Here is a 24,707-nt window from a genome sequence, read left to right as displayed (position 1 = left end):
GTTTTCTATGCTATACTTAGGCTTATTTGAATTATTTGCGTCCGCTTAACATGCGGACGGAGTGTCTTACTGGAGGATGGATCATGGTCGAAACTAAAACAAAATCTGAAAAACTGAAATTGCTTTTCAAAATCGTTTTGCCGATACTCATTACACAAGTTGCCATGTATTTGGTCACTTTTTTTGATATCTATATGACTGCCCGGTATGGAACCGAAGATTTGGCCGGCGTTTCCATCGGCTCTTCTTTTTGGGTTCCCGTGTACATCGGGCTAGCCGGCATACTGATGTCCATCACTCCAATTGTAGCACAATTGATGGGGGCTAAGAAAAAAGAAGAAGTAAAAGATGCGGTCCAGCACGGAATTTATGTCGCCATTCTATTGGCGGTTGCCGTTTTTCTGTTTTTCCTGTTCGGTATCGATCCGCTCCTTGGTTTGATGGACCTGGAACCGGCAGTGGAAGCGGTCGCAGCGGAATATATCTTCGCAATGAGTTTAGGGCTCATTCCGCTATTCGCCTATAATGCCCTTCGCTCCTATATCGATGCACTTGGAGCGACCCGCGTCTCCATGTTCATCTCGCTGATGTCAGCGCCCATCAATGTCTTTTTCAACTATCTGCTGATTTTCGGCAGTTTCGGATTTCCGGAACTCGGCGGTCCCGGAGCAGGCTACGCATCCGCCATTACGTATTGGCTTGTGCTTGCTATCGCTGTCTGGATCATCCATAAAAGAAAACCGTTTGCCGAATTCGCCATCTTCAGGGCTTGGACGAAACTATCGCTAGCGCGAATTTCCGAAATCAGCCGAATCGGCGTGCCGATCGGCATTTCAATTTTTGCAGAAACAAGTATTTTCTCCGCCGTCACGCTAATGATGAGTACGTATGGAACCATAACAATTGCAGCGCATCAAATTGCAATCAATTTCACATCGCTTCTGTACATGCTGCCGCTCAGCATTTCAATGGGCGCCACTATCCTTGTCGGATTTGAAGTCGGCGCAAGACGTTTCTTGGACGCTAGACAGTACAGCTGGCTCAGTGTTGCAAGTGCAGTGGCATTCAGCTTCGCTTCCGCCGGCATCCTGTTTTTCATGCGCGGACACATCGCCGCCCTGTATTCTTCGGACCCGGCAGTGATCCAGCTCGCGATCCAGTTCCTCGTGTTCGCCGCATTGTTCCAAGTATCGGACGCCATACAAGCTCCGGTGCAAGGTGCACTGAGAGGCTATAAAGACGTAAACATCACGTTTGTCATGGCCGTCGTTTCCTACTGGGTCATCGGCCTGCCCGTCGGTTATATGCTGGCCGCTTACACCGGCTTCGAAGCGTTCGGCTATTGGATCGGATTGATCGCCGGCCTCTCAGCAGGTGCCTTCACTTTGTCCATTCGATTATTGATCAAACAAAAAAAGATTGCCGCTCAGCCAAGTTGAGCAGCAATCTTTTTATATAGGTCGAGCAATTGGGCTTTCTCTGTTTCAGCCAAATCGGATTGTCCGATCCGTTCAGCCGCAAAAGCCAGCTTTTCTGCGACCGGCTTCCGAATGCGCGGATGGGTCAGTTCATCTTTTAATTCAATGCGGATAGCCTGTTCCAGCTGAGCATCTGTTTCAATCTCTAAAACGCCGGCACGATTTTTCCATAGCTTCCGGTAAGCATCGATCAAGGCAGCTCCACTCCTTCAATCCCTTCTCCGATTACAACAATCTGCGTGTTCATCTTCATGTATTCCGGCAGCCACTGGGCCATTCCGTAAGCGTATTGAAACGCATGCGGGTATTTATCCCCTTCTAGCGGCACGTACCCTTTTATGCGGTAAACCGTTTCCGGCAATGCGCGCAGCCACGCTTCAAAGTCTTCCCGTTTGACTGGTTTTGCAAATGGAAAAACGCGTGTATTTAAGTTCAATTTGGAAACTGGAGCGGATTCGACTGCCCCTTTCTTCGAAGCAGTCAATTTCTCAAGCATGGAAAAAGGAACTTTTGAATGGGTCGTCTGCAAAATTGAAGCGGATGAATTCAGGCCCTGAAGTTCGAAAGTCACTTTTCCTTGTTCCGCTTCGCTCAATAGATCCATCTTATTGGCCAAGATTAAGTCCGCGTGGCGAATCTGTTCGATGAACAATGAACGGATCTGCGGGCTCAGTTGGCCCCGGTCAAGCCAGCGCTTCCCATCTGCTACGGTAATGATTCCTTTGAAATTCAAACGTTCCGCAAATAACGGAGAGAAAATTGCATCTAAAGCTTCTACCGGATGGGCCGCACCGGTCGTTTCGATCAACAGCAGATCAAATTCCTCTTCAGCCAATAAAGTTTGGATTTGAGCTTCCGATTTTTCGGAGCCGGTGCAGCAGATGCAGCCATCCAATAATTCTTTTAACGGCACGCCGTCTTCCACTGCATCCGAGTCAAAATTCATTTGGCCAAGCTCATTCATAAAGACCGCAGGCTTCAGGCCGGCTTCTTTCGCTTGCTGAATGATATTTTTTAATAGCGTCGTTTTTCCGCTTCCTAAAAAGCCGCTGAATAAATAGACGTCTTTCACTGTGGTTCCCCCTCAAATGGAATGTAGATAAAAAAGGCCCGCTAGGAGCGGACCTCAAATTTACTCTTTTGCATCTTCTGTCGCTGCTTCTTCTGTTTCTTTTTCAGTTTCAGCAGAAATTCCGGCTTCTTCCATCACGATTTTCTTCGCTTCCAGAAGCTGTGGATCGTCTTTTTCAATTTTCAAGCGCAGTGCATCCATAATGGCAAAACTTGTATCTCCCGTTACGATGCCTGTCGGTTCCAAATCATTTTCCTCCTGGAACGCTTCTACCGCTTCTTGAAGGTTTTCTTCAAATACACCGTCGATTTCTCCAACTTCAAAACCAAGCGCTTGCAGCATTTTCTCTGCTGTCCGCACGTTTTCTGAAATTGTCCCATCTTTCAGTTCAACCGAAGGATCTAAAATCGGCAATGATGCATATTCCGGATAGGCCACTTCCTTATCCGGCTGAATGCCTTTTTCATGAATCCAATTGCCTTCCGGCGTCAACCATTTGGCCGTCGTAAATTTCAAGTTCGAACCGTCTTCCAAGTCACTTGCTGTCTGTACGGTCCCTTTCCCGAAAGTCTTTTCTCCGACTAATTGGATTTCCGCAGATTCACTCATTGCACCTGCAAGAATTTCAGAGGCAGAAGCCGATCCGCCATCGATCAACAATGTGACGGGAACTTTTACTTTTGTTCCAGGTGAAGACATGTAAACTTCAGGCTCTTCGCCTTTGGCCTGGACTTCAAACATTTCTTTTCCTTCTTCAATGAACAAATTCGAAATATCCAAAGCAGTTGTCAACAACCCGCCCGGATTTTGGCGAACGTCCATCACGAGGGCTTCCATGCCTTCTTTTTCCATATCTGTAATCGCGCTCAGCAATTCATCATATGTGTTTTCCGAGAAACTGGTAATTTGAATATGGGCAACATTGTCGCCGATCATTTCTGCATAAACCGTTTCAATGGGAATTTCATCGCGGATGATTTTAAATTCCATCGGCTCTGCCGATTCACCGCGCTTCACTGTCAAGGTCACTTCAGAACCTTTTTCGCCGCGGATTAAAATTACCGCTTCAGAAGCACTCATTCCTTGAATGCTTTCGCCATCCACTTGTGTGATGATATCGCCAGGCATAATTCCCGCTTTTTCAGCTGGAGAATTTTTGATCGGAGATACGACACTGATGTAGCCGTTCCGCTCCTGCACTTCCGCTCCGATTCCTTGGAAGCTCGAAGAAATGCCTTCAAGAAACTGGGAAGCCTCTTCTTTATTCATATAATCGCTATAAGGATCATCCAATGAATCGATCATGCCGTTAATAGCGCCATTGATCAATTCCTGGTCATCAAGGTCTTCGTAGTATTCAGCATGCAGCTGATCATATGCTGCATACAATTTCTGGAATTCACTTCTCTGTGGAGAAGTCACTTCCACCGCTTTTTCGTCTCCGAACGTCAACGCAAAAACGGTTAACCCCGCTGTACATAATATCAGAACAACAACAAGCATGATAAAATAGAATGTTTTCATCCGGATAAAATGGGACGGAGCTTCTTCTGCCGGCGGGATCTGTTCGTGCTCCTCACCTGGGCGCTTTTCATCCATCATTTTCACCACTTTCATAATTGCCAATCAAACTGTTATAGATTTTATCAGGCTTGGCTAAAAATTAAAAGAAAAAGACTGTCAAGACAGTCTCTTTTTTTGTTCCTATTCCTGGATAGCAGCATCAAGCGCTACAACGATCATATCATTGAAAGTTGTCTGGCGCTCTTCTGAAGTTGTTACTTCTCCAGTGATCAAGTGGTCGCTGACAGTCAAGATAGACAATGCTTTACGGCCAAATTTTGCCGCCAACGTGTAAAGTGCAGCTGATTCCATTTCCAGGCCTAGGACACCGTATTTAGCCCATTTTTCATGTTCTGCAAACTCGTTGTAGAAAACGTCCTCAGTGAAAACGTTGCCCACGCGCAAGTTCAATCCTTTTTCAAGGCCAGCGTTATAAGCTTTCAATAGCAAATCAAAATCTGCAAGCGGAGCATAGTCTACGCCATTGAAGATGATTTCATTCATTTTTGAATCTGTAGATGCGCCTTGCGCCAAAATAACGTCGCGGACTTTCACATCTTCATGGATGGAACCGCAAGTACCGACGCGGATCAATTTCTGTACGTCATATTCGTTCATCAATTCCGTGATGTAAATGGAAATTGAAGGAACGCCCATTCCAGTTCCTTGAACCGAAATGCGTTTGCCTTTATATGTACCTGTATATCCGAACATGTTGCGGACATCGTTATACAATACTGCGTCTTCTAAGAAAGTCTCAGCAATATATTTTGCGCGAAGCGGGTCTCCCGGAAGTAGGATCGTATCGGCGATATCGCCTTTTTTTGCATTGATGTGAACACTCATTTATAAAACCTCACTTTATTTTAGTCGTTCTAATCATACTGTTTTTTCAGAGCCAGTGCAATCGATTACCTTAAAGCCTCCTATATTCATCCCAAATCGCATCAAAAGTCGAAGCTTTCAATACGGGATGGGCCCGTTCTTCAATATATCTGGACAATTCTTCGAAGTCTTCCGATGCTTTCGGAAAGCTGTGGTCTAAGAACATGGACTCTGCAAATTCCGAGAAATCATCTGCATCGAGCTTGCCCCGGTATTTCAGCGCAAATTGATAAAAAGAGCGTTTCACCCATTCCCCTCCTCTATTTTGGCAAGGAAAAGCCCGGACATTTGTCCGGGCATCCCCTCATTCGAATAGCTGTTTGTATTCAGATAAGCCTTCTGCATCCAACTGGTCTTTAGGCACAAAACGCAAGGCAGCCGAATTGATGCAATAGCGCAAGCCGCCAAGCGAAGACGGTCCGTCCGGGAACAAATGTCCGAGATGCGAATCTGCCGTCGCACTTCTGACTTCCGTTCTTCTCATGCCGTGGCTCGTATCAAAGCTTTCTTTGATTTCTGAACCTTCCAGCGGTTTTGCAAAGCTCGGCCAGCCGCAATGGGCATCATATTTGTCTTTGCTGCTGAAAAGCGGTTTTCCTGAAACGATATCTACATAGATGCCGTCATCGAACAATTGATCATATTCGCCCTGGAACGGCGGCTCCGTCCCATTTTCCTGCGTGACATGATATTGCATCGGCGTCAATTTTGCTTTTAAATCTTCTTTCATGATTGTCCACCCCAATTTCTTTCAATGAACCCTGCTCTTCCCGATCCAACCGAATAGCGGTTGTAATGGGCAGGGTTTTTCTTATAATAATCCTGATGGTAATCTTCTGCCAAATAAAATGGCTTGGCTTCCAGAATTTTGGTTGCAACCGGCTTTGAAAACTTGCCGGATTTCTCTAAATCCTGCTTCGATTGCTCCGCTGCTAACCGCTGTTCTTCCGAATGGTAGAAAATCGCCGTTTGATACGATTGGCCGCGGTCAAAAAATTGGCCGCCGGCATCTGTCGGATCTATCTGGCTCCAAAAGATTTCCAACAGTCTTTCATATGAAAAGATTTCGGGTTGAAAGGTGATTTGCACTGCTTCGTAATGGCCGGTCGTCTCTGAACATACTTGTTCATACGTCGGATTCGGCACATTGCCGCCTGTATAGCCGCTTACCACCGACTCGATTCCGTCATAGGAATCAAATGGCTTGACCATGCACCAAAAACAGCCGCCTGCAAATGTCGCTTTTTCTGTCTTCATCCAATTCCACCGTCCTTATCTCTGAATCGTTACACGCAATCGTATATCATCTTCTTCGAGATTGAAAGAGGTTGCCCTTACCGCTATTCCGCCATCCAGCGGAATTTCCGTCAATTTCAGCAACACTGATTCCTCGGAAGGCTCAACTTCCATAAATTCCGGAAGCTCTACTGAGTCTCTTAGTAATTTTAACGCAGATTCAGGCGGAATATCCAGCATGCCGACCTCGACCGACTTTTGCTGAAGCCGCAAATTGCCGTCTTCTTGCACAAAAGGCTCAAAACTTAAAAGGATCGGCAGCTTGACCGAAAATACTTCCAGCTCAGTCGACAAACTTACATCATCATCGACCGATAAAGCAAGAGGGATGGGCTGATCCGCCATCGCCTGCTGGATGTAGGTATTAGCAATTCCTTCAAAATCGTCTTTTGTCACATTGACGATTACCGAGTTCCCGGCTAGATTATTCCCAGCTGCGTTTTGATCCGCTAATGAATGCTTTTCTGATGGTGTAGTAATCAATAGGAATAATGCGGCGATAGCGAGTATGTTCACTGTCAGCAGCACTAAAAAAGCGGCACGCCATATCTTCAATTAAACCCCTCCTACTCTTGATAGCTAAATCCGCATTCGCCCATTCTTTCAAGAATCCGCTCCGTCATCAGCTCATAGCCTTTGCTGTTCGGATGGAAAAAATCTGTATGGTAAACGAGATTATCATTGCTGACAAACAAGTCCTCCACCGGCACAAAACACGCCAGCGGATCTTCTTCTGTTATTTCTTTCATAGCGTCATTGTAATTGGTGATGATTTCATCAAACTCTTCCACTTCATCCGTAATCAAAGAAAATGGGTTGTAAATGCCGATCGCAATGATGGGGACAGAAGGGTTGATTGCGCGGATGGATTTGAAAATAGTGCGGTAGCGATTTTCGTATAAAACCAGTTCATCCTTAAAAGCTTCGATATTCAAAGAAAAAAGGTCCCTTTTTACAATTTTCATGATATCGTTCCCGCCGATGGTCATCGTGACATAATCCGCCTCTGAAATCGGGCCGGTCAATGCACCTTTCGGAAACATGGCCAGCAATTGGTCGCTTCGGCGTCCCCGCTTGGCGGTATTTTCAACGATCGTCCCCCGCACCCCTGGCCATTCACTGATCTCGTCCGCCAGTCTGCCGGTATAGCCGCCAAAATTCTCGGTATCGCCAACCCCTTGCGAAAGCGAGTCGCCAAGCGCTGTAATAATGAGCGCTTGCGGCACGAAATTGGGCGGCACGCGATATTCAGTAAAAGCGATCGGAACTCTTGGTTCGGCTTCGTCTTTCCCAAAAATGAACGAAGAGCTGCATCCCGCCAAAATTCCCGCTGCTAAAAAGATGATAAACAGGATGCGTTTCAATTTAGTCGCCCCTTTAGCAGAGTCCATTTGACCGTCCGATCAGTCTGTATAGAACATGAAACCAATAGCTCCAACTCCTGTATGCGTCGAAATGACCGGGGTTGTGTAGTCAAATTTAATATCCGTATGCCCTTCTTGCTCAAGCTGCGCTTTTAGCGGACCGCCCATTGCCAATCCTTCCGCATGGGCAATTCCGATGCCTTTCACGGTCTTGCCGGCAGTCCGCTCTTTGAACTCGTCCATTAAGTATTGAACAACTTGTTTATAGCTGCGGGCTTTCGCGACAGGCGTATATTCTCCGCCGTCAAGGGAGGCAATCGGCTTGATTTTCAAGAATGAGCCGATCATGGCACGCCCTTTTCCGATACGTCCGCCTTTTACCAAGTTTTCCAGCGTATCCACTACTACGAACAGTTTCGTGTTTTCTCTGATTGTTTCTACTCTCTTTACAATTTCCTCCATGGCCTTGCCTTCAGCCGCCATATCGGCAGCTTCGAAAACCTGGAAAGCGAGTGCGTGGGAAATATAGCGGGAATCGATCACGGTCACATCCGTGTCTGTCAATCCGGCAGCTGCCCGTGCAGACTCCACGGTTCCGCTCATGCCGCCGGTCATGTGGATGGACAGCACTTGATCGCCGTTTGCACCCAGACGGTCATAGAGGTCTTTAAATACTCCTGGGGCAGGCTGGGAACTTTTCGGCAATTCTTTAGATGTCGCCATCATCTCCAAAAACGATTTCGGTTCCAAGTCCACCCGGTCCAAATAGCTCTTGCCATCGATTTGGATATTCAACGGCACCACATGGAGGTTGTATTTTTCGATCATATCGGGTTTTAAATCTGCTGTTGAATCGGTTACAATGTGTATCTTCGGCATAAAATCACTCCTACATCCTATATTCCTTTAATCGGTCCGTTTAAACGCCACTTTATTCGTGTAAAAAAACAGATCTATGGAAGACCTGTTTTTTTGCTTTCAATTTCTGCCACCGTTTGTTCCACTTTTGAACGGATAAGCGGAATCAAGGTTTTTGCATCCGTTTCTTTTATCAACTCAGCACCGATCGGCTCCAAAACCCTCACCGATACTTGAGCTGGACGGATTTTATTATTGTTTTGTTCCATGATTGCTGAAGTTCCATGGATGGCAATTGGCACAATGGGCACGCCTGCATCTTTGGCGATGCGCATAAAACCGGATTTAAAATCGCCGATCCCTTCGCCTTTGCTTCTCGTCCCTTCCGGAAAAATCAGGATGGAATGGCCGTTTTTCAGTTTTTCAATGCTATCTTCAATCGATTTGAAAGAACTTCTCCGGTCTGTCCGGTCCAGGAAGACGCAATTCATTTCTTCCATGTAATGCGGAATGATCGGCAGCTTCTTCACTTCTTTTTTGGAAATGAATCCAAAAGGCTTTGGAATGGACGACAGCAGCACCGGAATATCAAAATTCCCTTCGTGGTTGCTGATAAACAGGACAGGGCCTTCCGGAAGATTTTCCAATCCGCCGATTTCAACGGTGCTTTTTGTCCGCTTCATGATGCCGGCTGCCCACTTCTGCGGCTCAGAATGGATCAACGCATCATATTCCGCTTTTCCCATACCGGCTTTTTGCGCTTTAAACTTTTTAAGGTTTACAGCTGCAACCGGCAAATAGCCGAATAAAAATGAAAACGTCTTGATCGAATTATACATCTTCCTTCAATCAGCCCTTTCTCTCATAAACAAGATAGGAAAACGGGATGCCTGCAGAAGAAAGATGGTCAGACCGGGAAACCAATGCCCACTCATTTCCGTATTCCGGGAAAAACGTATCGCCTTCGAATTCCTTTTGCACCAACGTGATATACAAACGGTCAGCTTTTGGCAAAATGGACCTAAAAACCTGCTCGCCGCCGATCACCATGATTTCATCATGCATGCCCTTGCCCCGTTCCATCGCTTCATCCAGATTATGGACGATTTCAATGCCGTCCGCATGGTAATGCTCGTTTCTCGTTACGACAATGTTTTTGCGTTTCGGCAACGGGCGTCCGATCGATTCGAACGTATTCCGTCCCATTATGATGCTCTTGCCGACAGTATGCTTCTTGAAATACGCCAGATCTTCCGGAATATGCCAAGGCAGTTCATTATTTATCCCGATAACCCGATTCGGGTCATGTGCAACCATCAATGAAATCAATGAAACCCCTCCATTATTCGTCTGCAGCTGTTAAACCGCTACAGGTGCTTTAATGCGCGGATGCGGATCGTAGCCCTCGACTTGAATGTCCTCCACTTTCAAGTCGAATATCGACTCGACTTCTTCGTTTATGGCTAGGACCGGCAACTTTTTCGGCTCGCGCGATAATTGCTCATTCACTTGTTCCAAATGGTTGACGTAAAGATGGGTATCTCCTGTGGTATGGACAAAATCCCCTACGCCAAGGCCGCATTCCCGTGCAACCAGATGCGTAAGCAATGCATAGGATGCAATGTTGAATGGCACGCCTAAGAAAACATCCGCACTGCGCTGGTACAGCTGGCACGAAAGCTTGCCGTCTGCGACGTAAAACTGGAACATGGTGTGGCAAGGCGGCAGCGCCATATCGTCAACGAATTCCGGATTCCAGGCAGTTACCAAGTGGCGGCGTGAATCCGGATTGTTTTTAATCGCGTGGATCACATTTTTAAGCTGGTCGATGGAGCCGCCGTCCGTTTTAGCCCAGGAGCGCCATTGCTGGCCATAAACCGGTCCAAGATCGCCGTATTTCTCCGCAAAACCCGGTTCCTCCAGAATTTTCTGCTGGAATAAGGCCATTTGCTGCCCGTATACTTCCGCAAATGCCGGATCCTTTTGAGCGCGCCGGCCAAAGTCGGCCATATCCGGTCCCTTATATTCATCGCTTTCAATCCATTTGGCAAAAGCCCACTCATCCCAAATGTGATTGTTTTCAGCGAGCAAAGCCTTAACATTCGTATCGCCTTTAATGAACCATAAAAGTTCTGAAACAATGAGCCGGAACGCCGTTTTTTTTGTAGTCATCAATGGAAAGCCTTCATTAAGGTCGTATCTCATCTGATAGCCGAAAACACTTAAAGTGCCGGTTCCTGTCCGGTCTTCTTTTTTCGTGCCATTTTCTAAAATATGCTTGCATAAATCCAAATATTGTTTCATTTTAATTCGCCTCCATTGTTATCATTATCATAACAAAATCCAACAAAAAAAACCGTTCAAAATGCAACGGTTTTAAGAAAGCCATTTCGGCGGTGTATTTTTGGACCAATAAATATCGCCGAGGGCAATGTGCTGCTGGAAATTATCTTCAGCCACATGGTAATGGAAATTGAAGAAGTAGCCTTCCTGCGGTTTTTTCTCTGTTCTTACGTGAAAACGGATCAAGTCTTTGTTGGTTTCACTGTTGTAGACGTGGAAAATCTTTTCTGCGTGGTCTCCGGATGGCCGTTCGGAAATTGCCAACAGCCTTTGTTTATCAGGGTCGAGTCCGGCTAAATGGTCATTGATCGCCTGTTGGATATTCGGCAGGATCGATGTCTGGAATTCATCTTGGATCACCGGGCCGATGCGAGAACCGAATTTGACATAAGCCTGTTCTTCTGCGGCTTTATGTACCGTGTCCAAGACAGACTGGCTGCTGTAATAAAGTTCACTCGGATCCAGAAAATCGTATGTATATTGTTTTTCGTTGCCTGCTGCAGCTTGCGAATTGCTTGGCGCTTTATCGTCGAGCAAGTTCTCCCAAATCATATGGTTCGGGGAAATCGCCCCTAAAGTCAATACGGCCACTGCAATCATTAATGATTTTTGCCACCAGCTTTTCATCCATATCACCCACAATTTTGAACATTTTAGTAACTCTATTGTTTATTTAAACGAATTTCTTGTGTAAAGGTTTCATCTTCTTGAAATTCATTGTACAATAAAATTAATCATATAGCTCTGTTTTTTCGAAAAAGGAGGAACTTTTCATGGATGCATCATTATTAATCGGTCTTGGACTACTATTCATGCTTGGATATTTGACTTCATTAAACTTTACAGACTAAGAAAAAAACTTCCTAAGCGATTAGGAAGTTTTTTTGTGCAAAGTTTTTTTGCGATAAAATTTTATCGGCAGCTGATAACCCCATAATGGAATTTCGTATTCGGCCGGACGCGCCTTGCAAAGCCGTACCGTTCAAAATCCGCTGAGCGGAAATGCGCTTTCAGGACAACCGCTTTCCGGGATACACGGACTGCCTGTGCCATCCATTCTTCCGTCAACTGGCCGGCTTCAGCCGTTCCCCGGAGCGGAAGGAAATTGGAGGACTCCGAAATTTCTTCCGTGAACATGGGATCCATATAGACGACATCAGCTGATCGGTCATCGCACGTCTTCAGAAATTCAACTGCATCCGATGCTACAACCCGGATTCTTTTCATCGCTTCCGTTAAATGCGGCATCGATTCGTATGCCCGCAGCCCGTTCGATACGACGTATGCTAAAGTCGGATGGGCTTCACAGCCGATGACCCGCCCGTTCCCCCCTACTCTTTGAGAGGCGACGATGGCATCCGATGCCATCCCAAGCGTACAGTCGATCAGGCAATCGCCTTCAGACAGGCCTGATACTTCAATCAACGGATCCTGATCAAGCGGCCGCTTCGTCCGGAACGCTGCCGAGTTCGGATGAAAAAAGAACGGCTCCGTTTTACCTACCGGGTAAAACTCGAGCCGTTCTTTTGCTGCAACCAAGACATCGGCTTGTTCATCGGAATGGATCCGTTCGATCGAGCGTTTCCGGCGGAGCACAAATGGAATGGCCAGTTCTTCTGAAACCCGTGCGGCCAGCTCGTCCGTTTTTTGGTTCGGCCGGTATGCCGTGGTCACAATTGTCTTCACTCGCCGGCAACCTGCTCAAGCACTTGCGCCAAATGGTCGCGGATGTGTTCCACGTCATGGTCTTCAATCTGCTCCCGCGGAATGAAATAAGCGAGTTGGCCATCTTTTACAACGGCAATTGAAGGTGAAGACGGCGGCACATCTTCAAAATAATGGCGCATTTGTGCAGTCGCTTCTTTGTCCTGCCCGGCAAACACCGTTACCAAATGATCCGGTTTAGCAGCTGTCTGCTGCAATGCTTCGATTACCGCAGGACGTGCTAGCCCTGCCGCACAGCCGCATACGGAGTTGATGACCACCAGACTTGTTCCTTCCGCTTCACTCATATGTTCATTCACTGCTTCTGCCGTCAATAGTTCTTTAAAGCCGTGAGACGTCAATTCCTGGCGCATCGGCACGACGATGCCTTTCATATACTCATCATATGCGTTCATTTCAGATTCCCCCTATCGTATATTCTCTTCCATTCTAACGCAAATCACGTCCACTTTCACCGCAAACAGCTTTTCGTATTCTTTGCCTCCATCAAAAAAAGCATCTCCCGTGGAGACGCTCTCTTCACTCGCTGTAGTTATTGTTGATGTATTCCAGAATTTTTTCATAGGAATCTGCATCATACCATTCATATGGAACGGTTTGGGAGACGCCGTCTTTTTTAATCTGAAGGCTTGTGGCAGATAACTGGACGATTCGTGTATCTTCCGCATTTTCCTGATCTTCGATTTCATGCCCTTTGAAGTTGTTTTTAATGTCTTCGAAGAATTCGTTGCGCTTTTCCTCGCCGCCGAAATCCCACGACTCGTATTTGCCTTGGTGCAATAGTTCGATTGAGTAGATATCTTCTTCCATAGGCTCGCCTCCATCTGATTGACTGTTATGATTGATTGGCCATTCTTGTATTTACTTGCAGTTTACCTCATAGTTCGAAGTTGAAAACCTCAAATTTCGATAAAAAAGGAGCCGGAAGCTCGATCTGCTTGGCAGACGCGCTTCCGGCTCTTCTTTTTATTTTTCTTCTTTCATTGCCTGTCTCGCTTCGGTCATTTGTTTCCAGACTGAGCCCTTGGCATCTTCGCCTTGTTCAATGCGGGCAATCGCCATTTTGATTTGGAGCTTCACTTCAAATTCCGGATCTTCTTCCGCTTCTTTTAATGCAGGGAGTGCCGCCTCTGTTCCCGTTTCATAAAGGAACATCGCCGCACGCCAGCGGACGAGCTTATTTTTGTCTTTCAACGTTTCCATCATGATCGGCTCGAATTCTTCAAAGCCGAGGTCGCTGATCGTGTCGCCCGCTGTTCTGCGGACCGCCCAGCTTTTGTCTCTCATCGCAAGTTCCAGATAAGGGATCACGTCTTTGTCTTTGATGTCCCCAAGGAAAATGGCCGCTTGCCGGCGGATGGACATTTTCTCATCCTGCAGCGCCCGCTCCAGCAGCGGCAAATCGCTGAGCTCTCCTTCGTTCATCTGTTCGAGCAATTGGAAACGCGTCTGCCAGTCCGGTGCATCGAATTCTTCGAGCGTGACTTTTCTGCCGCGCACAACCGGTTCGGCAGACTCTGCAGAACGGTCTTTTTCAATCATCGCCTCCAAGCGTTCTGCCGGATAGGCTGCTTCCAGCTCTTCTGCCACTTGCTTGACGATCTCTTCCTTGTCGCCGTAGCGGACGCCATAATCCACCCACTTCCGCTGCAGTAAATAGTTTTCCTCTGTAGGGTCCATGACGGTGCTCATGGCCGTGACGAAACGCTCTGACATAGCAAAACGCTTTTCAGAAGCACTGTCAAAAACTTTTACCTGCAGCGGAATGCCTTTGAATTGCTGGACATGGACGTAGACTTCACCGTAATGCTCGTCCATTTCAATTTCATCATTTGCTGTGCTGTTCATGCCGCCAAAAACGTTGCGGACAGCCGCTAAAATGTTTTCCCAGTCGAATTTTGAAATCCGTTCAACCGCAAGAAAGTCGGCTACATGGTAAACGCCTTTTACGCCGTCAATGGCCAAAATCTGCTGGATTTCTGCCGGGGCAGCTTCTGAATTCTCTTTATTGTAATTATGGCTCTTGCCGAACGCCAATTCCTGGTCAATGATCACTTTCATCGTATTCGGGCTCGGGGTCGGTTCAATCGTAATAATCTTCATAAATTATCCCTCCTGCATGTAATTCCTTATGATTCGGCGATTTCCTGAAGATAGGTCCATCGCTCAATCTTTTCGTCGTATTTTGCAGTTAGTTCATCCACTTCCAACGTCAGCCGGTTCAATTTTTCAAAATCCGCTCCGGCGGTGGCCATTTCTTCTTCGCAGCTTTCAATCTTCGCTTCAAGTTCCGCGATTTCATCGAGAATCCCATTGTATTCCCGCTGCTCATTGAACGTCAGTTTCTTTTTGGGCTGCTGTTTTTTCGGCGTCTCTTGTTTAACCGGTTCTGCAATTTCCGGAACCTCGGCTGCCGGTTCTGCTTTTTCTTTAATAAAATCGGAATACAACCCTTGGTATTCGAGAATTTCGCCCGTGCCGGTCGTCCATAATTTCCGGGCGATCCGGTCAAGGAAGAAACGGTCATGCGATATCGTAATGACGACGCCCGGGAAGTTCTCTAAAAAGTCTTCCAACACAGAAAGCGTCTGGATGTCAAGGTCATTCGTCGGCTCATCGAGCAAGAGAATATTCGGCTGCTCCATCAGGAGTTTCAGCAAATACAAACGCTTCCGTTCACCGCCGGACAATTTGCCGATTTGCGTCCCGTGCGCATTGGAAGGAAATAAAAACCGTTCCAGCATTTGCGTTGCGGACAATCGGACGCCTTTCGCCGCTTCATAATCGCTTGAAATTTCCTGGATGTATTCAATCATGCGCTGGGATTCATCCATTTCCGGCAAATGCTGTGTGAAGTGGGCAATTTTCACGGTGCTTCCGTATTCGATTTTGCCTTCCGTCGGCTCGTACTCTCCCGCAACGATCTTCAGCAAGGTCGATTTGCCGGCGCCATTTGGTCCCACAATCCCGATGCGGTCGCCGCCTTGCAAAAGAAAATCGAAATTCCGGAAAATGACTTTATCGCCGAATGCCATCGACAGGTTCTCCCCTTCGATGATTTTCTTGCCAAGTCGCTGGCTTTGCATCGACAGTTCAAGCGAGGTATTGTCATTTTCTTTTTGGACGTTTTCTTTGATTTCTTCAAAGCGCTGGATGCGGGCTTTCTGCTTCGTCGAACGGGCTTTCGCTCCGCGGCGAATCCATTTCAGTTCAGAACGGAACCGGTTTTCCAGCTTTTGCTGGGAACTGGCAGCCATTTCATCCCGGATCGCTTTGTTTTCCAGGTAATCGCCGTAGTTCCCTTTATGGGTATACATGGTCTGGTCGGCCAGTTCAAAAATATGGGTGGAAACTGCGTCGAGGAAATAGCGGTCGTGCGTCACAAATAGCATGGCGCTTCCCATCCGGAGAAGCGTTTCCTGCAGCCACTCGGTTGAAACCGCGTCAAGGTGGTTGGTCGGCTCATCCAGCAAAATCAGATCCGCCGGCTCAATCAAAGCTTTCGCCAATGCCACCCGTTTTTTCTGGCCGCCTGACAAATTCCCGACGGGCGAATCAAACATATCAATGCCAAGCTTCGTCAATGCTGTTTTCGCCAGTGCATTGATGTCCCATGCATTTTCCCGTTCCATGCCTTCCTGGATTTTCATCAGTTCATCCTGCAGCTGCGTTGAGCTGGAATCGACCATCATATTTTTTAGCGCCTGTTCATAGGAACGGTTCAAGGCAAGAATCGGTGAATCTCCGGAAAACACCGTTTCCAATACCGTCAGCGATTCATCAAATTCCGGCTCCTGCTTTAAATAGGTGATCTGGTATTTTTTCGGGTGGTCCATCGATATGGAATCGGCTTCCATGTCTCCAGCCAGAATAGACATCAAAGTGGATTTCCCTGTTCCGTTCACACCGATCAATCCGGCGCGCTCTCCTGGATACAAAGAAAATTCTACGTTTTTAAAAAGCGTTTTCGCTCCGACTGTTTTCGTTAAATTCGTAATGTTTAAATGGCTCATTGATTCCCATCCGTTTCTTTTTTAAGTTGCTCTAAAAAGGATATCATAAACTGATGGCGTTCTTCAGCGATATGCTTTCCGGTCTCCGTATTCATATGGTCTTTCAGCAATAATAGTTTTTCGTAAAAATGGGTGGCGCTGCTTGTCGGTTTTGCCCGGTACTCTTCTTCCGTCATTTTTTGCCTCGGCTGCTCTTCCCAGTCGTATAGTTTGCGCCCCTTTGCACCTCCAAAAGCAAAAGTCCGGGCAATGCCGACAGCCCCGAGCGCATCGAGCCGGTCTGCATCCTGGACGATTTCCGCTTCAATCGATGCCGCTTTCACTCCGTTTCCTCCTTTGAAGGATACCGACTCGATCACCGTTTTTATTTTTTGCTGCTGCTCTGCCGTCAAATCGAGGCGCTGCAATATTTCAGATTCCAAGTCTTCTCCGGGCTTTCGGTATTTCGGGTCTGATACATCGTGCAGCAGCACGGCAAGTTCAACGGTCAATGCATCGGCTTGCTCTTTTTCCATCAGCAATCGGGCATTTTGCCGCACCCTTTCAATATGCTGCCAGTCATGGCTCGCATCAAAGCTTTCATAAATTGTTTTGACGTGTTTTTCACATTGCTCAACTAGCTTTTGCATGGATTATTGGACTCCTTTTCTTCTATTATAGCTTTTCTCCGCTCACTTTGTCCGCCCCTGCCCGGGAGATTGACGATTTATAGCGCTTCCTGTATAGTTTAATCCAACCGTAACCGGTTTTTTCATGGTACCGCTACAATATCAATAATAGGGGGAACGTGCATGCACCAGGGAACAGTGAAATGGTTTAATACGGAAAAGGGTTATGGCTTTATCGAGTATAATGATGGCGATGACGTCTTCGTCCATTTTACCGGAATTCAAGGTGAGGGCTTTCGTACATTGCAAGAAGGAAAAACCGTCTCCTTTGAAATTATTGATGGGAACCGCGGGCCGCAAGCCGCAAATGTAATTGAAATTGAAAGTTGACGATTGAAATTTTTAGTCCAGAAGGACGTGTATGGCCCTTTTTTATGTGGGGGACATTAAAAAAGCCGGGATGCGAAACCATTCGCATCCCGGCTTTTTTGACGATTTCTCGCCCTACTCTTACGATTTATGTTCCGTGCCGACTTTATTTAATTCATTTCCCAAAAACTGCAGCTGCGTCCCGACTGAACAATGGCTGATGCAAAAACGGTGAGCCGCTGTCTTGCCCTGCTCTTTGCGTATTTGTTTGCGGACGAAACAACCTTCGCAATAAGTTTCCATCATTTCATCAATCTCATTGATTATTGAAAGCTTGTTCAAACTGTCACCCCTTCAAAATGCCATTCGTTTATTTTACTCCTAATTTGTCTTTTTTTGCAACAATCGTTATACTGGCAAAGGACATTTTTTATTATGTTAGCGGTTCGTAAACTCCCGCTTTACCAAAACTAAGGAGGAAATTATTTTGTTCAACGAGTTTTTAGGCCTCGGCTTTGCCGTGGTCAACTTTGTCTTGCTGCTGCTCATGTACAAATTCTTCGGCAAGACCGGATTGTTTGCTTGGGTGGCCATGTCTACTGTTCTGGCGAATATCCAAGTAACCAAAACAATTGAAATCATCGGATTGACGGCGACTCTCGGCAACAGCCTATATGCTTCGACGTTTCTCGCAACCGATATCCTGAATGAAAAATACGGCAAGAAAGAAGCGAAAAAAGCCGTTTGGCTTGGATTTTCTTCTTTGCTGATCATGGTGATTGTCATGCAGCTCGGGTTGAAATTCATCCCGGCTGAAAGCGATATTGCGGATGGTTCCCTTCAAACCATCTTTGGATTGATTCCGCAAATTGCCATTGCGAGCATGGTGGCCTATCTGGCCAGCCAGCATTTGGACGTTATTATATTTTCTGCGATCCGCAAATTATTTCCAAAAGATAGCCAGTTATGGATACGGATCAACGGGTCTACCTTAATCAGCCAGTTGTTCGACACAATGATTTTTACGAGCATCGCTTTTTACGGCGTATTCCCATTCGATGTTTGGATTCAAATTTTCCTATCCACGTATATTCTGAAATTTGTCGTTTCCGTCATGTCGACGCCTTTTGGCTATATTGCCAAGGCACTGAAACCCATTGATGAAAAGTAGGTGACCTATGCTTGAAGTGTTTATTGATGCGGCTACTGCCGGTTCTCCGCAAGTGAGTGCGGTCGGCGTTTTCATCCGGGGCGAAGGCCATTTGATCAAATGGAGCGGCTATATCGGAGAAATGGATAACCATACTGCCGAGTTTACTGCGTTGGTAAAAGGGCTAGAACTAGCCAAGGAACTGACGAGCGGCATGGTCTCTGTTAAATCGGATTCGCAAGTGACTGTTGAAGCATTTGAACGCGGGTTTATCAAAAATCCGAAGTTCAAACCCTTGCTCGAACAAGCACTTCAATTGTCTGCCTCCTTCGAATACTGCTTCATCAAATGGATTCCCGATTCCCAAAACCGCGCAGCAGATGATTTAGCGAGAAAAGAACTGCGGGCGAATAAAAAATAAACTTGATAGTTAAAGCCGTTATCTTATCCACCAGATAGCGGCTTTTGTTTTCGAGTTCCATCAAGACGCATGAAAATAATTCTGCTACACTGAAATCAGCCTGTCTATTGGAGGAATTAGATGAAGTTTAATTTAGGAACGGCGCTCGATATTTTCATTCTATTGATTGGACCGTGGATTCTTTACACACGGGTGGTTGAAATTTTGGAGAACGGCGTTTCCGCCTATCCCATCATTTCCATCATCATCGTCACGCTGGCCCTCGTTTTTTCTGTAGCCAACCTTTACAAGGCGATTGCCGACAGGCAGCGAAAGAATTCCAATAAAAGATGAAAAGGTGAGTTTTCTTGAATTCATTACTGTTTTATTTTATTCCATTAATTATTTTCGGAGTCATCAATAATTGGATCGAACAGTTTAGTTGGCCCTATTATTTGGTGCTCTTGCTGGCATTTTTGTTGTTCCAGCTTGCCCGGCTCCGCTATCCGAAAGATGCAGTGCCGGGAATTGCCAAGATATCGCAGGGGCTGTTCTATGCATTGACGGTGGCCATTATTCTCAGAGACAAATATTTGGATGCTGCGCTTGTCAACGTGCTGATTGCCTTCACTTTAGTGGCGGTGCTTGTTGAAATCTCGCAGAACAGAAAAAAACCGTCGCAATGACGGTTTTTTTATCTGGTGAAATACCATACCAACGCGAGGACGATGGCAACGATTACCCAAGTGGCAATGCGGATCTGATTTCTTTTTTTGCGGATTTCCGCTTCTTCTTTGACGTCTTTCATGAAGGACATGCGCCTGCCTCCTATCTTTCCCATTCCTTTTGCACAGCCCCTTCGCTTATGATAGCCAAAAGGAGGTTTTAGGATAAAAAAATGCTTTTTTCCGAGCTTCCCTTCATTTTCCTTACAAAAATCTCACCATAAGGTCTTCATCAATATAACGGCCTTCCGCTTTCATCGAACGATACTCCGTCCCGTATTTTTCAAATCCACAATTCTGATATAATTCGATGGCGGGCCCGTTACCACTGACGACCGCTAAGTATAATTGTTCAAGGCCTTCTAGGCTCTTCGCATGCTCAATCAAGGCCTCCATCAACCGGCTTGCAATCTTCCGCCCTCTGGCGGAAGGCGTCACGTATACCCCGACCACATTGGCGCGATGCTGCAGCTTAGCCGGTGTGTTGCGCATTAAAGTGACATTCCCCAACAACCTGCCGCCGACAAAAGCCCCGAACGTAGTAGCTGAAGGCGAAGACAATCGTTCCGCTGTCTTCTCGACCGGTTTATCCAGCGCTTCTTCTAATGTAGCACCAAAAGCATCAGGTGAAAGCATCAATGCCTCAATGCGAAGTTCCCGATAAAATTCGGCATCTTCAGCGGTTAAAATTCGGATTTCCATTTATATTCGTCCTTTTCACTTAAATTCCTGTGTGACTTTCCCTTTGCCCTTTTCAACATCGATAACCGCAAAGGCTCCGTTGATGAATGTGATTTGCGGAGGGACATGTCCGAGATCGATGTCGTAGGCAATCGGAACACCGAGCTCTTCGGATAGGTCTTCATACAGTTTTTCAACGGTATATCCGCCGACTTCCCCATTTGCAGGGCTTCTCCCAAAGATGATGCCCGAGATATGGTTAAACCAGCCTGCATATTTCATTTGCGTCAATGTGCGCTTTAAGTCAGCCACGTTCATTTCACAGTTTTCCAAATACCACAGCACCGGCTCCCCTGGAATATGCGCTTCCCTGAAAGCTTCCACATTTCCAAAAGGCGTACCGATGATGTGGCGGATGACATCCATGCACCCTCCCAGAAGCCGGCCTGAAAATTGTTCCGGCTCACCGGAAACTGTTTTCCATTCTGTCTCTTCGGTTAAATGAAAGATGACCGGCGATGGATTTTCATGGTCCCATTTCTCCTGGAATTTCTCAGAAGAAACTTGGCTGATGGACTCGCCTTTGCGAGTATGAAGCACATCCAGCCATCTCGCTGTCGTGCTGTCAGATTCCGGTCCGCGCAAATCGACAAGGTTGGTGCCATGGGCAGTCGCAATTCCTGTCTTCAATGTAATTGCAAGGAGCAGCAAGCTGATATCCGAATAGCCCATCACCCATTTTTCGGGTATCGCACCGAAATCCATATGTTCCAGCACCTCGATCAACAATTCCCCGCCCCATGGCGGCATAATGAGATCCACTGATTCATCGTTTAACATTTCCATCAGCTCTTCTGCCCGCGTTTCTGCATCTGCAGACTTTGCTTCAGCCTGAGTCCAAGAAGTCTCTCCGATTTTCAATTTGAAATTGCGTTCCTCTAAACGCTCAATTGCCGATTGAAGAACGCCGTGATCAGCCGGCCCCACTCCGGACGATGGGGCGGTGACGCCGATCATTTCAATTTTCCGCGCTGGATATCGAATCATAGCCAATCTCCTTTAAAATTTGTCATTATGTAAATGATACGAGTAGATAGAGCATTCCGCAAAGAATAACTCCACCTAATATAAATAAGAACGTTTGAGTAATAAAGTCCCAAAAAGGGCTTCTTTCTTTGTCTAAAGGTTTGCTGCTCATATGTGCTACACCGAAGGAAAGGCCGGCTGAATCATTATGTACATTGTATTTAGCATTCTTTTTTGCTTTCTCGGAATTCATTTAATACCTCCAGAAATCATTTTTTATCAAAGAAAAGAGATTAGTTACATTATACTAAACACCTTTTAGATATAAAGAAAAATTTTCGAAATTTACACGAAATGAATTGTGGTTCATCCGATTAAAGAAAATTATGAAGGGTATGAGAAGAGTAAATACAGTACTTTGAGGAGGAAATGCAATGAAAGTATTAGTGGTAGGCGCAAACGGCCAGATCGGCAGGCATTTTGTCAAACTGCTGGCTGACAGCCCGGAGCATACACCGATTGCGATGATTCGCGTTGAAGAACAAATCAGTTATTTTAATAGCTTGAATGTGGAGACGGTCGTCACGAGCCTCGAAGGCACGGTGGAAGAAATTGCGGCCGCGATGGACGGCTGCGATGCAGTCGTGTTCACTGCCGGCAGCGGCGGCGGTACAGGAGCCGACAAAACGTTGCTCATCGACCTCGACGGTGCGGCGAAAACCATTGAAGCGGCAAGCCAGACCGGAACCGACCGCTTTCTTATGGTCAGCGCCATCCACGCGGACCGGCGGGATATGTGGGGCGATGACATTGCCCCGTACTATGTGGCAAAGCACCATGCGGATAATATTCTGCGTGCGAGCGGCTTGACCTATACCATTATCCGGCCGGGCCTTCTTACGAATGATCCCGGAACCGGGCGCATCAAGGCGACGGAATATGTCGACGCCGGCCCGATTCCAAGGGAAGATGTTGCCAAAGTCCTTTTGCATTCGCTCAACAATCTCCATGTCTTCAATAAAACATTTGAAATCATATCAGGCGATGACGAAATTGAAGAAGCCTTAAACCGGCTCTAAAAAAACGGATCTCATCGTGAGATCCGTTTTTTTAGAGCCTGTACTTGTTCTTTTACTTTCAAATTTTTAATTCCTAAAACTACTTGGAAAATGAATGCGATCGAACAAATGATGATAGCTGCCCATCCCATGTTGCTGATCGGCTGCTGGAGAACTGTGCGCAACACAATTAACAGCAGCATGGCAGATAAAGCGAAATTGACGATATACGGCTTATCGTAAAATTTCTTTAAGGAAATCCCCGCAAAGATGGCGACTGCGATGATTGATAATGATAAAACCATTTCCATGACTCAACCTCATTTTTCTCATTTTCCTTAGAATAGCATATTTTCAAATAATTCGATATAGTCTTTCGTTTACGGAAGCTCTGTGTAAGCGAGCCTTTCGATGATTTCCTCGTGCTGCGGATAATCCGCCTTCAATTGCTTCTGGGTGAAAAGTTCAAAATCGTTATAGTCGAATCCAGGCGCCACCATGCAGCCGACTAAAGAGAAGCCATCTTCACGATCGACAGTCGAGCCGAAAATGCTGCCTTTTGGGACCAGCACTTGCGGTTTTTCCCCATCGACGATGGCAATTCCCAATCGCTCCTGCCGGTATGCTCCGTCTTCATCAATGATGTGTACAGTCAGTGCGCTGCCTGCATGATAATACCAGAGTTCATCCGACTTCAATCGATGAAAATGGGATAGGTCTTGTGAGCGCAATAAAAAATAAATGCTCGTGTATAACGGCCTTTCCCCTTTATGGCTTTGAAAATCCATTCCATCTTCTGAAGTGAAGGAAGACTTGTAGTAGCCGCCTTCCGGATGTTCTTCCATTTGCAAAAATTCAATCCATTGTTCAGCGTCCATTCTTTTTTCCTCCGATACAAAATTATAGTTTACATAATAGTAATATTAATCAAATATTTTCTTTTTAATAAATTTTCCATTTTTGAAACTTTTGAATTTAATTCGCGTATTCATTATATAGCAGTTATTCCAAGGAGGGAAACAGATGAATAATCATGAAATCGATTTTAAACTGTATGGGGACGATATGCAGTTTGTCGAAGTGGAGTTGGATCCGAACGAAACCGTCGTGGCGGAAGCCGGTGCATTGATGATGATGGAAGACGGCATCGTCATGGAAACGATTTTCGGCGATGGCTCGAAAAGCGGCGGTGCGGGCATCATGGGAAAATTAATGGGCGCCGGCAAACGGATTATTACCGGGGAGAGTTTGTTTATGACGACGTTTACGAACCAGGGCACCGGCAAACGCCACGTATCTTTCGCTTCTCCCTATCCCGGGAAAATCATTCCGATGGACCTCAGCATGCTGGGCGGAAAAATCATTTGCCAAAAAGATGCCTTTTTAGCGGCAGCAAAAGGCGTTTCCATCGGCGTTGAATTTCAACGGAAACTCGGGACCGGATTTTTCGGCGGTGAAGGATTTATTATGCAGAAGCTTGAAGGCGACGGAATGGCGTTTGTCCATGCAGGCGGCACGCTTCACCGGAAAAATCTCCAAAAAGGGGAAGTTCTTCGGGTCGATACCGGCTGTTTAGTCGCGATGACTCCTGATGTCGACTACAATATTGAAATGGTCTCCGGCGTAAAAACGGCGTTATTTGGCGGTGAAGGATTGTTCTTCGCCACTCTTCGCGGACCGGGCAGTGTCTGGATCCAATCCATGCCATTCAGCCGGTTAGCAAGCCGCGTATTTGCAGCGGCTCCGCAAAATCCTGCAGGCAAATCACAAGGCGAAGGCAGTATTGCCGGCGGCTTGTTTGACTTGCTTGGCGGCAAATAATCTAAACTCACAAAATCCCCCGCTGCCTTTTGCAGCGGGGGATTTTTTTGGTATTCCAAATTACAAATTGCGATTTCGCATCTCTTTTACTGCCGATTCATATTTATCAAAATCAAATTCAATCGTCCCAGGCTTGTAGAAATAGAGGATCGATTCTTTTTCGCCTTGGCCGAGCATATGGGTCACTGCCGCTTTCGGGCTCCCCATATCAACGCCCGCTTGGGCTGCTTGCGCCAGCTTCGCTAAAATTTCTTCCGGTATTGCTTCCACGT

The 24,707-nt window shown here is 46.4% G+C and carries 36 protein-coding genes; 8 read left to right on the top strand and 28 right to left on the bottom strand.

Annotated elements, in window-relative coordinates:
• Positions 1–83: 83 nt before the first annotated feature.
• The gene (locus tag BN1080_RS07850) at positions 84–1,439 is read left to right on the top strand and encodes an MATE family efflux transporter (protein ID WP_052651480.1); all 1,356 of its coding nucleotides are present in this window, start codon (positions 84–86) and stop codon (positions 1,437–1,439) included.
• Here BN1080_RS07850 and BN1080_RS07845 read toward each other — a convergent pair.
• The 20 genes from BN1080_RS07845 to BN1080_RS07750 form a co-directional block, all read right to left on the bottom strand.
• Positions 1,427–1,672, bottom strand: coding sequence for a hypothetical protein (locus BN1080_RS07845; RefSeq protein ID WP_052651479.1), 246 nt, complete (start codon positions 1,670–1,672; stop codon positions 1,427–1,429). The genes BN1080_RS07850 and BN1080_RS07845 overlap by 13 nt on opposite strands.
• On the bottom strand, positions 1,669–2,550 hold the full coding sequence (locus tag BN1080_RS07840; protein WP_052651478.1) for a CobW family GTP-binding protein: 882 nt from the start codon (positions 2,548–2,550) through the stop codon (positions 1,669–1,671). Before BN1080_RS07840 ends, BN1080_RS07845 begins: the two co-directional genes overlap by 4 nt.
• Positions 2,551–2,610: 60 nt before the next feature.
• On the bottom strand, positions 2,611–4,149 hold the full coding sequence (locus BN1080_RS07835) for a lmo1851 family serine protease (RefSeq protein WP_052651477.1): 1,539 nt from the start codon (positions 4,147–4,149) through the stop codon (positions 2,611–2,613).
• A gap of 105 nt (positions 4,150–4,254) precedes the next feature.
• On the bottom strand, positions 4,255–4,959 hold the full coding sequence (deoD, locus tag BN1080_RS07830; RefSeq protein ID WP_052651476.1) for a purine-nucleoside phosphorylase: 705 nt from the start codon (positions 4,957–4,959) through the stop codon (positions 4,255–4,257).
• Positions 4,960–5,029: 70 nt separating this feature from the next.
• On the bottom strand, positions 5,030–5,245 hold the full coding sequence (locus BN1080_RS07825; RefSeq protein WP_052651475.1) for a YozE family protein: 216 nt from the start codon (positions 5,243–5,245) through the stop codon (positions 5,030–5,032).
• A gap of 57 nt (positions 5,246–5,302) precedes the next feature.
• Positions 5,303–5,728 carry a peptide-methionine (R)-S-oxide reductase MsrB gene (msrB, locus tag BN1080_RS07820; protein ID WP_052651474.1) on the bottom strand — a complete coding sequence of 142 codons (426 nt, stop codon included), beginning with the start codon at positions 5,726–5,728 and terminating at the stop codon, positions 5,303–5,305.
• Positions 5,725–6,255, bottom strand: coding sequence for a peptide-methionine (S)-S-oxide reductase MsrA (gene msrA, locus BN1080_RS07815; RefSeq protein ID WP_052651473.1), 531 nt, complete (start codon positions 6,253–6,255; stop codon positions 5,725–5,727). The genes msrB and msrA overlap by 4 nt, the downstream gene beginning before the upstream one ends.
• Positions 6,256–6,270: 15 nt before the next feature.
• A complete protein-coding gene (locus BN1080_RS07810) occupies positions 6,271–6,849 on the bottom strand; it encodes a YpmS family protein (RefSeq protein ID WP_052651472.1) in 579 nt (192 codons plus the stop codon).
• A gap of 11 nt (positions 6,850–6,860) precedes the next feature.
• Positions 6,861–7,658 carry a GDSL-type esterase/lipase family protein gene (locus tag BN1080_RS07805; protein WP_052651471.1) on the bottom strand — a complete coding sequence of 266 codons (798 nt, stop codon included), beginning with the start codon at positions 7,656–7,658 and terminating at the stop codon, positions 6,861–6,863.
• 39 nt (positions 7,659–7,697) lie between these two features.
• Entirely contained in the window at positions 7,698–8,537 is an 840-nt protein-coding gene (locus BN1080_RS07800; RefSeq protein WP_052651470.1) for a DegV family protein, read from the bottom strand.
• Between the two features lie 74 nt (positions 8,538–8,611).
• The gene (locus BN1080_RS07795; protein ID WP_052651469.1) at positions 8,612–9,355 is read right to left on the bottom strand and encodes a lysophospholipid acyltransferase family protein; all 744 of its coding nucleotides are present in this window, start codon (positions 9,353–9,355) and stop codon (positions 8,612–8,614) included.
• A 10-nt stretch (positions 9,356–9,365) separates the two neighbouring features.
• Entirely contained in the window at positions 9,366–9,845 is a 480-nt protein-coding gene (locus BN1080_RS07790; protein WP_052651468.1) for a dihydrofolate reductase, read from the bottom strand.
• 30 nt (positions 9,846–9,875) lie between these two features.
• Positions 9,876–10,820, bottom strand: coding sequence for a thymidylate synthase (locus BN1080_RS07785; RefSeq protein WP_052651467.1), 945 nt, complete (start codon positions 10,818–10,820; stop codon positions 9,876–9,878).
• A gap of 72 nt (positions 10,821–10,892) precedes the next feature.
• Complete coding sequence (locus tag BN1080_RS07780) at positions 10,893–11,486, bottom strand: YpjP family protein (RefSeq protein WP_052651466.1); 594 nt, start codon at positions 11,484–11,486, stop codon at positions 10,893–10,895.
• Between the two features lie 285 nt (positions 11,487–11,771).
• Positions 11,772–12,545: a class I SAM-dependent methyltransferase gene (locus BN1080_RS07775; protein ID WP_052651465.1), complete on the bottom strand. Its 774-nt coding sequence runs from the start codon at positions 12,543–12,545 to the stop codon at positions 11,772–11,774.
• The gene (locus BN1080_RS07770; protein ID WP_052651464.1) at positions 12,542–12,979 is read right to left on the bottom strand and encodes a BrxA/BrxB family bacilliredoxin; all 438 of its coding nucleotides are present in this window, start codon (positions 12,977–12,979) and stop codon (positions 12,542–12,544) included. The genes BN1080_RS07775 and BN1080_RS07770 overlap by 4 nt, the downstream gene beginning before the upstream one ends.
• Positions 12,980–13,103: 124 nt before the next feature.
• Positions 13,104–13,394, bottom strand: a complete 291-nt coding sequence (locus tag BN1080_RS07765) for a hypothetical protein (protein WP_052651463.1) — start codon at positions 13,392–13,394, stop codon at positions 13,104–13,106.
• Positions 13,395–13,550: 156 nt separating this feature from the next.
• Positions 13,551–14,687, bottom strand: coding sequence for a conserved virulence factor C family protein (locus tag BN1080_RS07760; protein ID WP_052651462.1), 1,137 nt, complete (start codon positions 14,685–14,687; stop codon positions 13,551–13,553).
• 26 nt (positions 14,688–14,713) lie between these two features.
• Positions 14,714–16,597: an ABC-F family ATP-binding cassette domain-containing protein gene (locus BN1080_RS07755; RefSeq protein ID WP_052651461.1), complete on the bottom strand. Its 1,884-nt coding sequence runs from the start codon at positions 16,595–16,597 to the stop codon at positions 14,714–14,716.
• Positions 16,594–17,226 carry an HD domain-containing protein gene (locus tag BN1080_RS07750; protein ID WP_052651460.1) on the bottom strand — a complete coding sequence of 211 codons (633 nt, stop codon included), beginning with the start codon at positions 17,224–17,226 and terminating at the stop codon, positions 16,594–16,596. Before BN1080_RS07750 ends, BN1080_RS07755 begins: the two co-directional genes overlap by 4 nt.
• A gap of 162 nt (positions 17,227–17,388) precedes the next feature.
• On the opposite strand from BN1080_RS07750, the gene BN1080_RS07745 reads away from it, so the two are divergent.
• Positions 17,389–17,595, top strand: a complete 207-nt coding sequence (locus tag BN1080_RS07745) for a cold-shock protein (protein ID WP_052651459.1) — start codon at positions 17,389–17,391, stop codon at positions 17,593–17,595.
• A gap of 120 nt (positions 17,596–17,715) precedes the next feature.
• Here BN1080_RS07745 and BN1080_RS07740 read toward each other — a convergent pair whose 3' ends face one another.
• A complete protein-coding gene (locus tag BN1080_RS07740; protein ID WP_052651458.1) occupies positions 17,716–17,916 on the bottom strand; it encodes a zinc-finger domain-containing protein in 201 nt (66 codons plus the stop codon).
• Between the two features lie 145 nt (positions 17,917–18,061).
• Here BN1080_RS07740 and BN1080_RS07735 point away from each other — a divergent pair, with 145 nt between their 5' ends.
• From BN1080_RS07735 to BN1080_RS07720, 4 genes are all read left to right on the top strand, one after another.
• A complete protein-coding gene (locus tag BN1080_RS07735) occupies positions 18,062–18,745 on the top strand; it encodes a queuosine precursor transporter (protein ID WP_052651457.1) in 684 nt (227 codons plus the stop codon).
• A gap of 7 nt (positions 18,746–18,752) precedes the next feature.
• Positions 18,753–19,145 (top strand): ribonuclease HI family protein, encoded by a 393-nt coding sequence (locus BN1080_RS07730; protein ID WP_052651456.1) that lies wholly within the window; start codon positions 18,753–18,755, stop codon positions 19,143–19,145.
• 120 nt (positions 19,146–19,265) lie between these two features.
• Positions 19,266–19,478 carry a hypothetical protein gene (locus tag BN1080_RS07725; RefSeq protein WP_052651455.1) on the top strand — a complete coding sequence of 71 codons (213 nt, stop codon included), beginning with the start codon at positions 19,266–19,268 and terminating at the stop codon, positions 19,476–19,478.
• 14 nt (positions 19,479–19,492) lie between these two features.
• Entirely contained in the window at positions 19,493–19,810 is a 318-nt protein-coding gene (locus tag BN1080_RS07720) for a hypothetical protein (RefSeq protein WP_052651454.1), read from the top strand.
• A gap of 8 nt (positions 19,811–19,818) precedes the next feature.
• Here the strand turns inward: BN1080_RS07720 and BN1080_RS17450 are convergent, their stop codons facing one another.
• The 4 genes from BN1080_RS17450 to BN1080_RS07705 form a co-directional block, all read right to left on the bottom strand.
• Complete coding sequence (locus tag BN1080_RS17450; protein WP_267882912.1) at positions 19,819–19,941, bottom strand: hypothetical protein; 123 nt, start codon at positions 19,939–19,941, stop codon at positions 19,819–19,821.
• Between the two features lie 112 nt (positions 19,942–20,053).
• Positions 20,054–20,551 carry a GNAT family N-acetyltransferase gene (locus tag BN1080_RS07715; protein WP_052651453.1) on the bottom strand — a complete coding sequence of 166 codons (498 nt, stop codon included), beginning with the start codon at positions 20,549–20,551 and terminating at the stop codon, positions 20,054–20,056.
• 15 nt (positions 20,552–20,566) lie between these two features.
• Positions 20,567–21,577 (bottom strand): S66 family peptidase, encoded by a 1,011-nt coding sequence (locus BN1080_RS07710; RefSeq protein ID WP_052651452.1) that lies wholly within the window; start codon positions 21,575–21,577, stop codon positions 20,567–20,569.
• A gap of 25 nt (positions 21,578–21,602) precedes the next feature.
• Positions 21,603–21,809: a hypothetical protein gene (locus BN1080_RS07705; RefSeq protein WP_052651451.1), complete on the bottom strand. Its 207-nt coding sequence runs from the start codon at positions 21,807–21,809 to the stop codon at positions 21,603–21,605.
• Positions 21,810–21,990: 181 nt separating this feature from the next.
• Here BN1080_RS07705 and BN1080_RS07700 point away from each other — a divergent pair, with 181 nt between their 5' ends.
• On the top strand, positions 21,991–22,635 hold the full coding sequence (locus tag BN1080_RS07700) for an SDR family oxidoreductase (RefSeq protein ID WP_052651450.1): 645 nt from the start codon (positions 21,991–21,993) through the stop codon (positions 22,633–22,635).
• Between the two features lie 11 nt (positions 22,636–22,646).
• Here BN1080_RS07700 and BN1080_RS07695 read toward each other — a convergent pair whose 3' ends face one another.
• Positions 22,647–22,925 carry a hypothetical protein gene (locus tag BN1080_RS07695; RefSeq protein WP_052651449.1) on the bottom strand — a complete coding sequence of 93 codons (279 nt, stop codon included), beginning with the start codon at positions 22,923–22,925 and terminating at the stop codon, positions 22,647–22,649.
• A 69-nt stretch (positions 22,926–22,994) separates the two neighbouring features.
• Entirely contained in the window at positions 22,995–23,492 is a 498-nt protein-coding gene (locus BN1080_RS07690) for a cupin domain-containing protein (RefSeq protein WP_052651448.1), read from the bottom strand.
• Between the two features lie 145 nt (positions 23,493–23,637).
• Between BN1080_RS07690 and BN1080_RS07685 the strand changes: the two genes are divergently transcribed.
• The gene (locus BN1080_RS07685) at positions 23,638–24,435 is read left to right on the top strand and encodes a TIGR00266 family protein (RefSeq protein WP_052651447.1); all 798 of its coding nucleotides are present in this window, start codon (positions 23,638–23,640) and stop codon (positions 24,433–24,435) included.
• 60 nt (positions 24,436–24,495) lie between these two features.
• Here the strand turns inward: BN1080_RS07685 and BN1080_RS07680 are convergent, their stop codons facing one another.
• Positions 24,496–24,705: a hypothetical protein gene (locus tag BN1080_RS07680; RefSeq protein WP_052651446.1), complete on the bottom strand. Its 210-nt coding sequence runs from the start codon at positions 24,703–24,705 to the stop codon at positions 24,496–24,498.
• Positions 24,706–24,707 lie beyond the last annotated feature (2 nt).

This window comes from Planococcus massiliensis (genome assembly GCF_000821325.1).
GTDB lineage: Bacteria > Bacillota > Bacilli > Bacillales_A > Planococcaceae > Planococcus > Planococcus ruber.
Note: the sequence above shows the minus strand (reverse complement) of the source record. Positions and strands in the feature narration are given on the sequence as shown.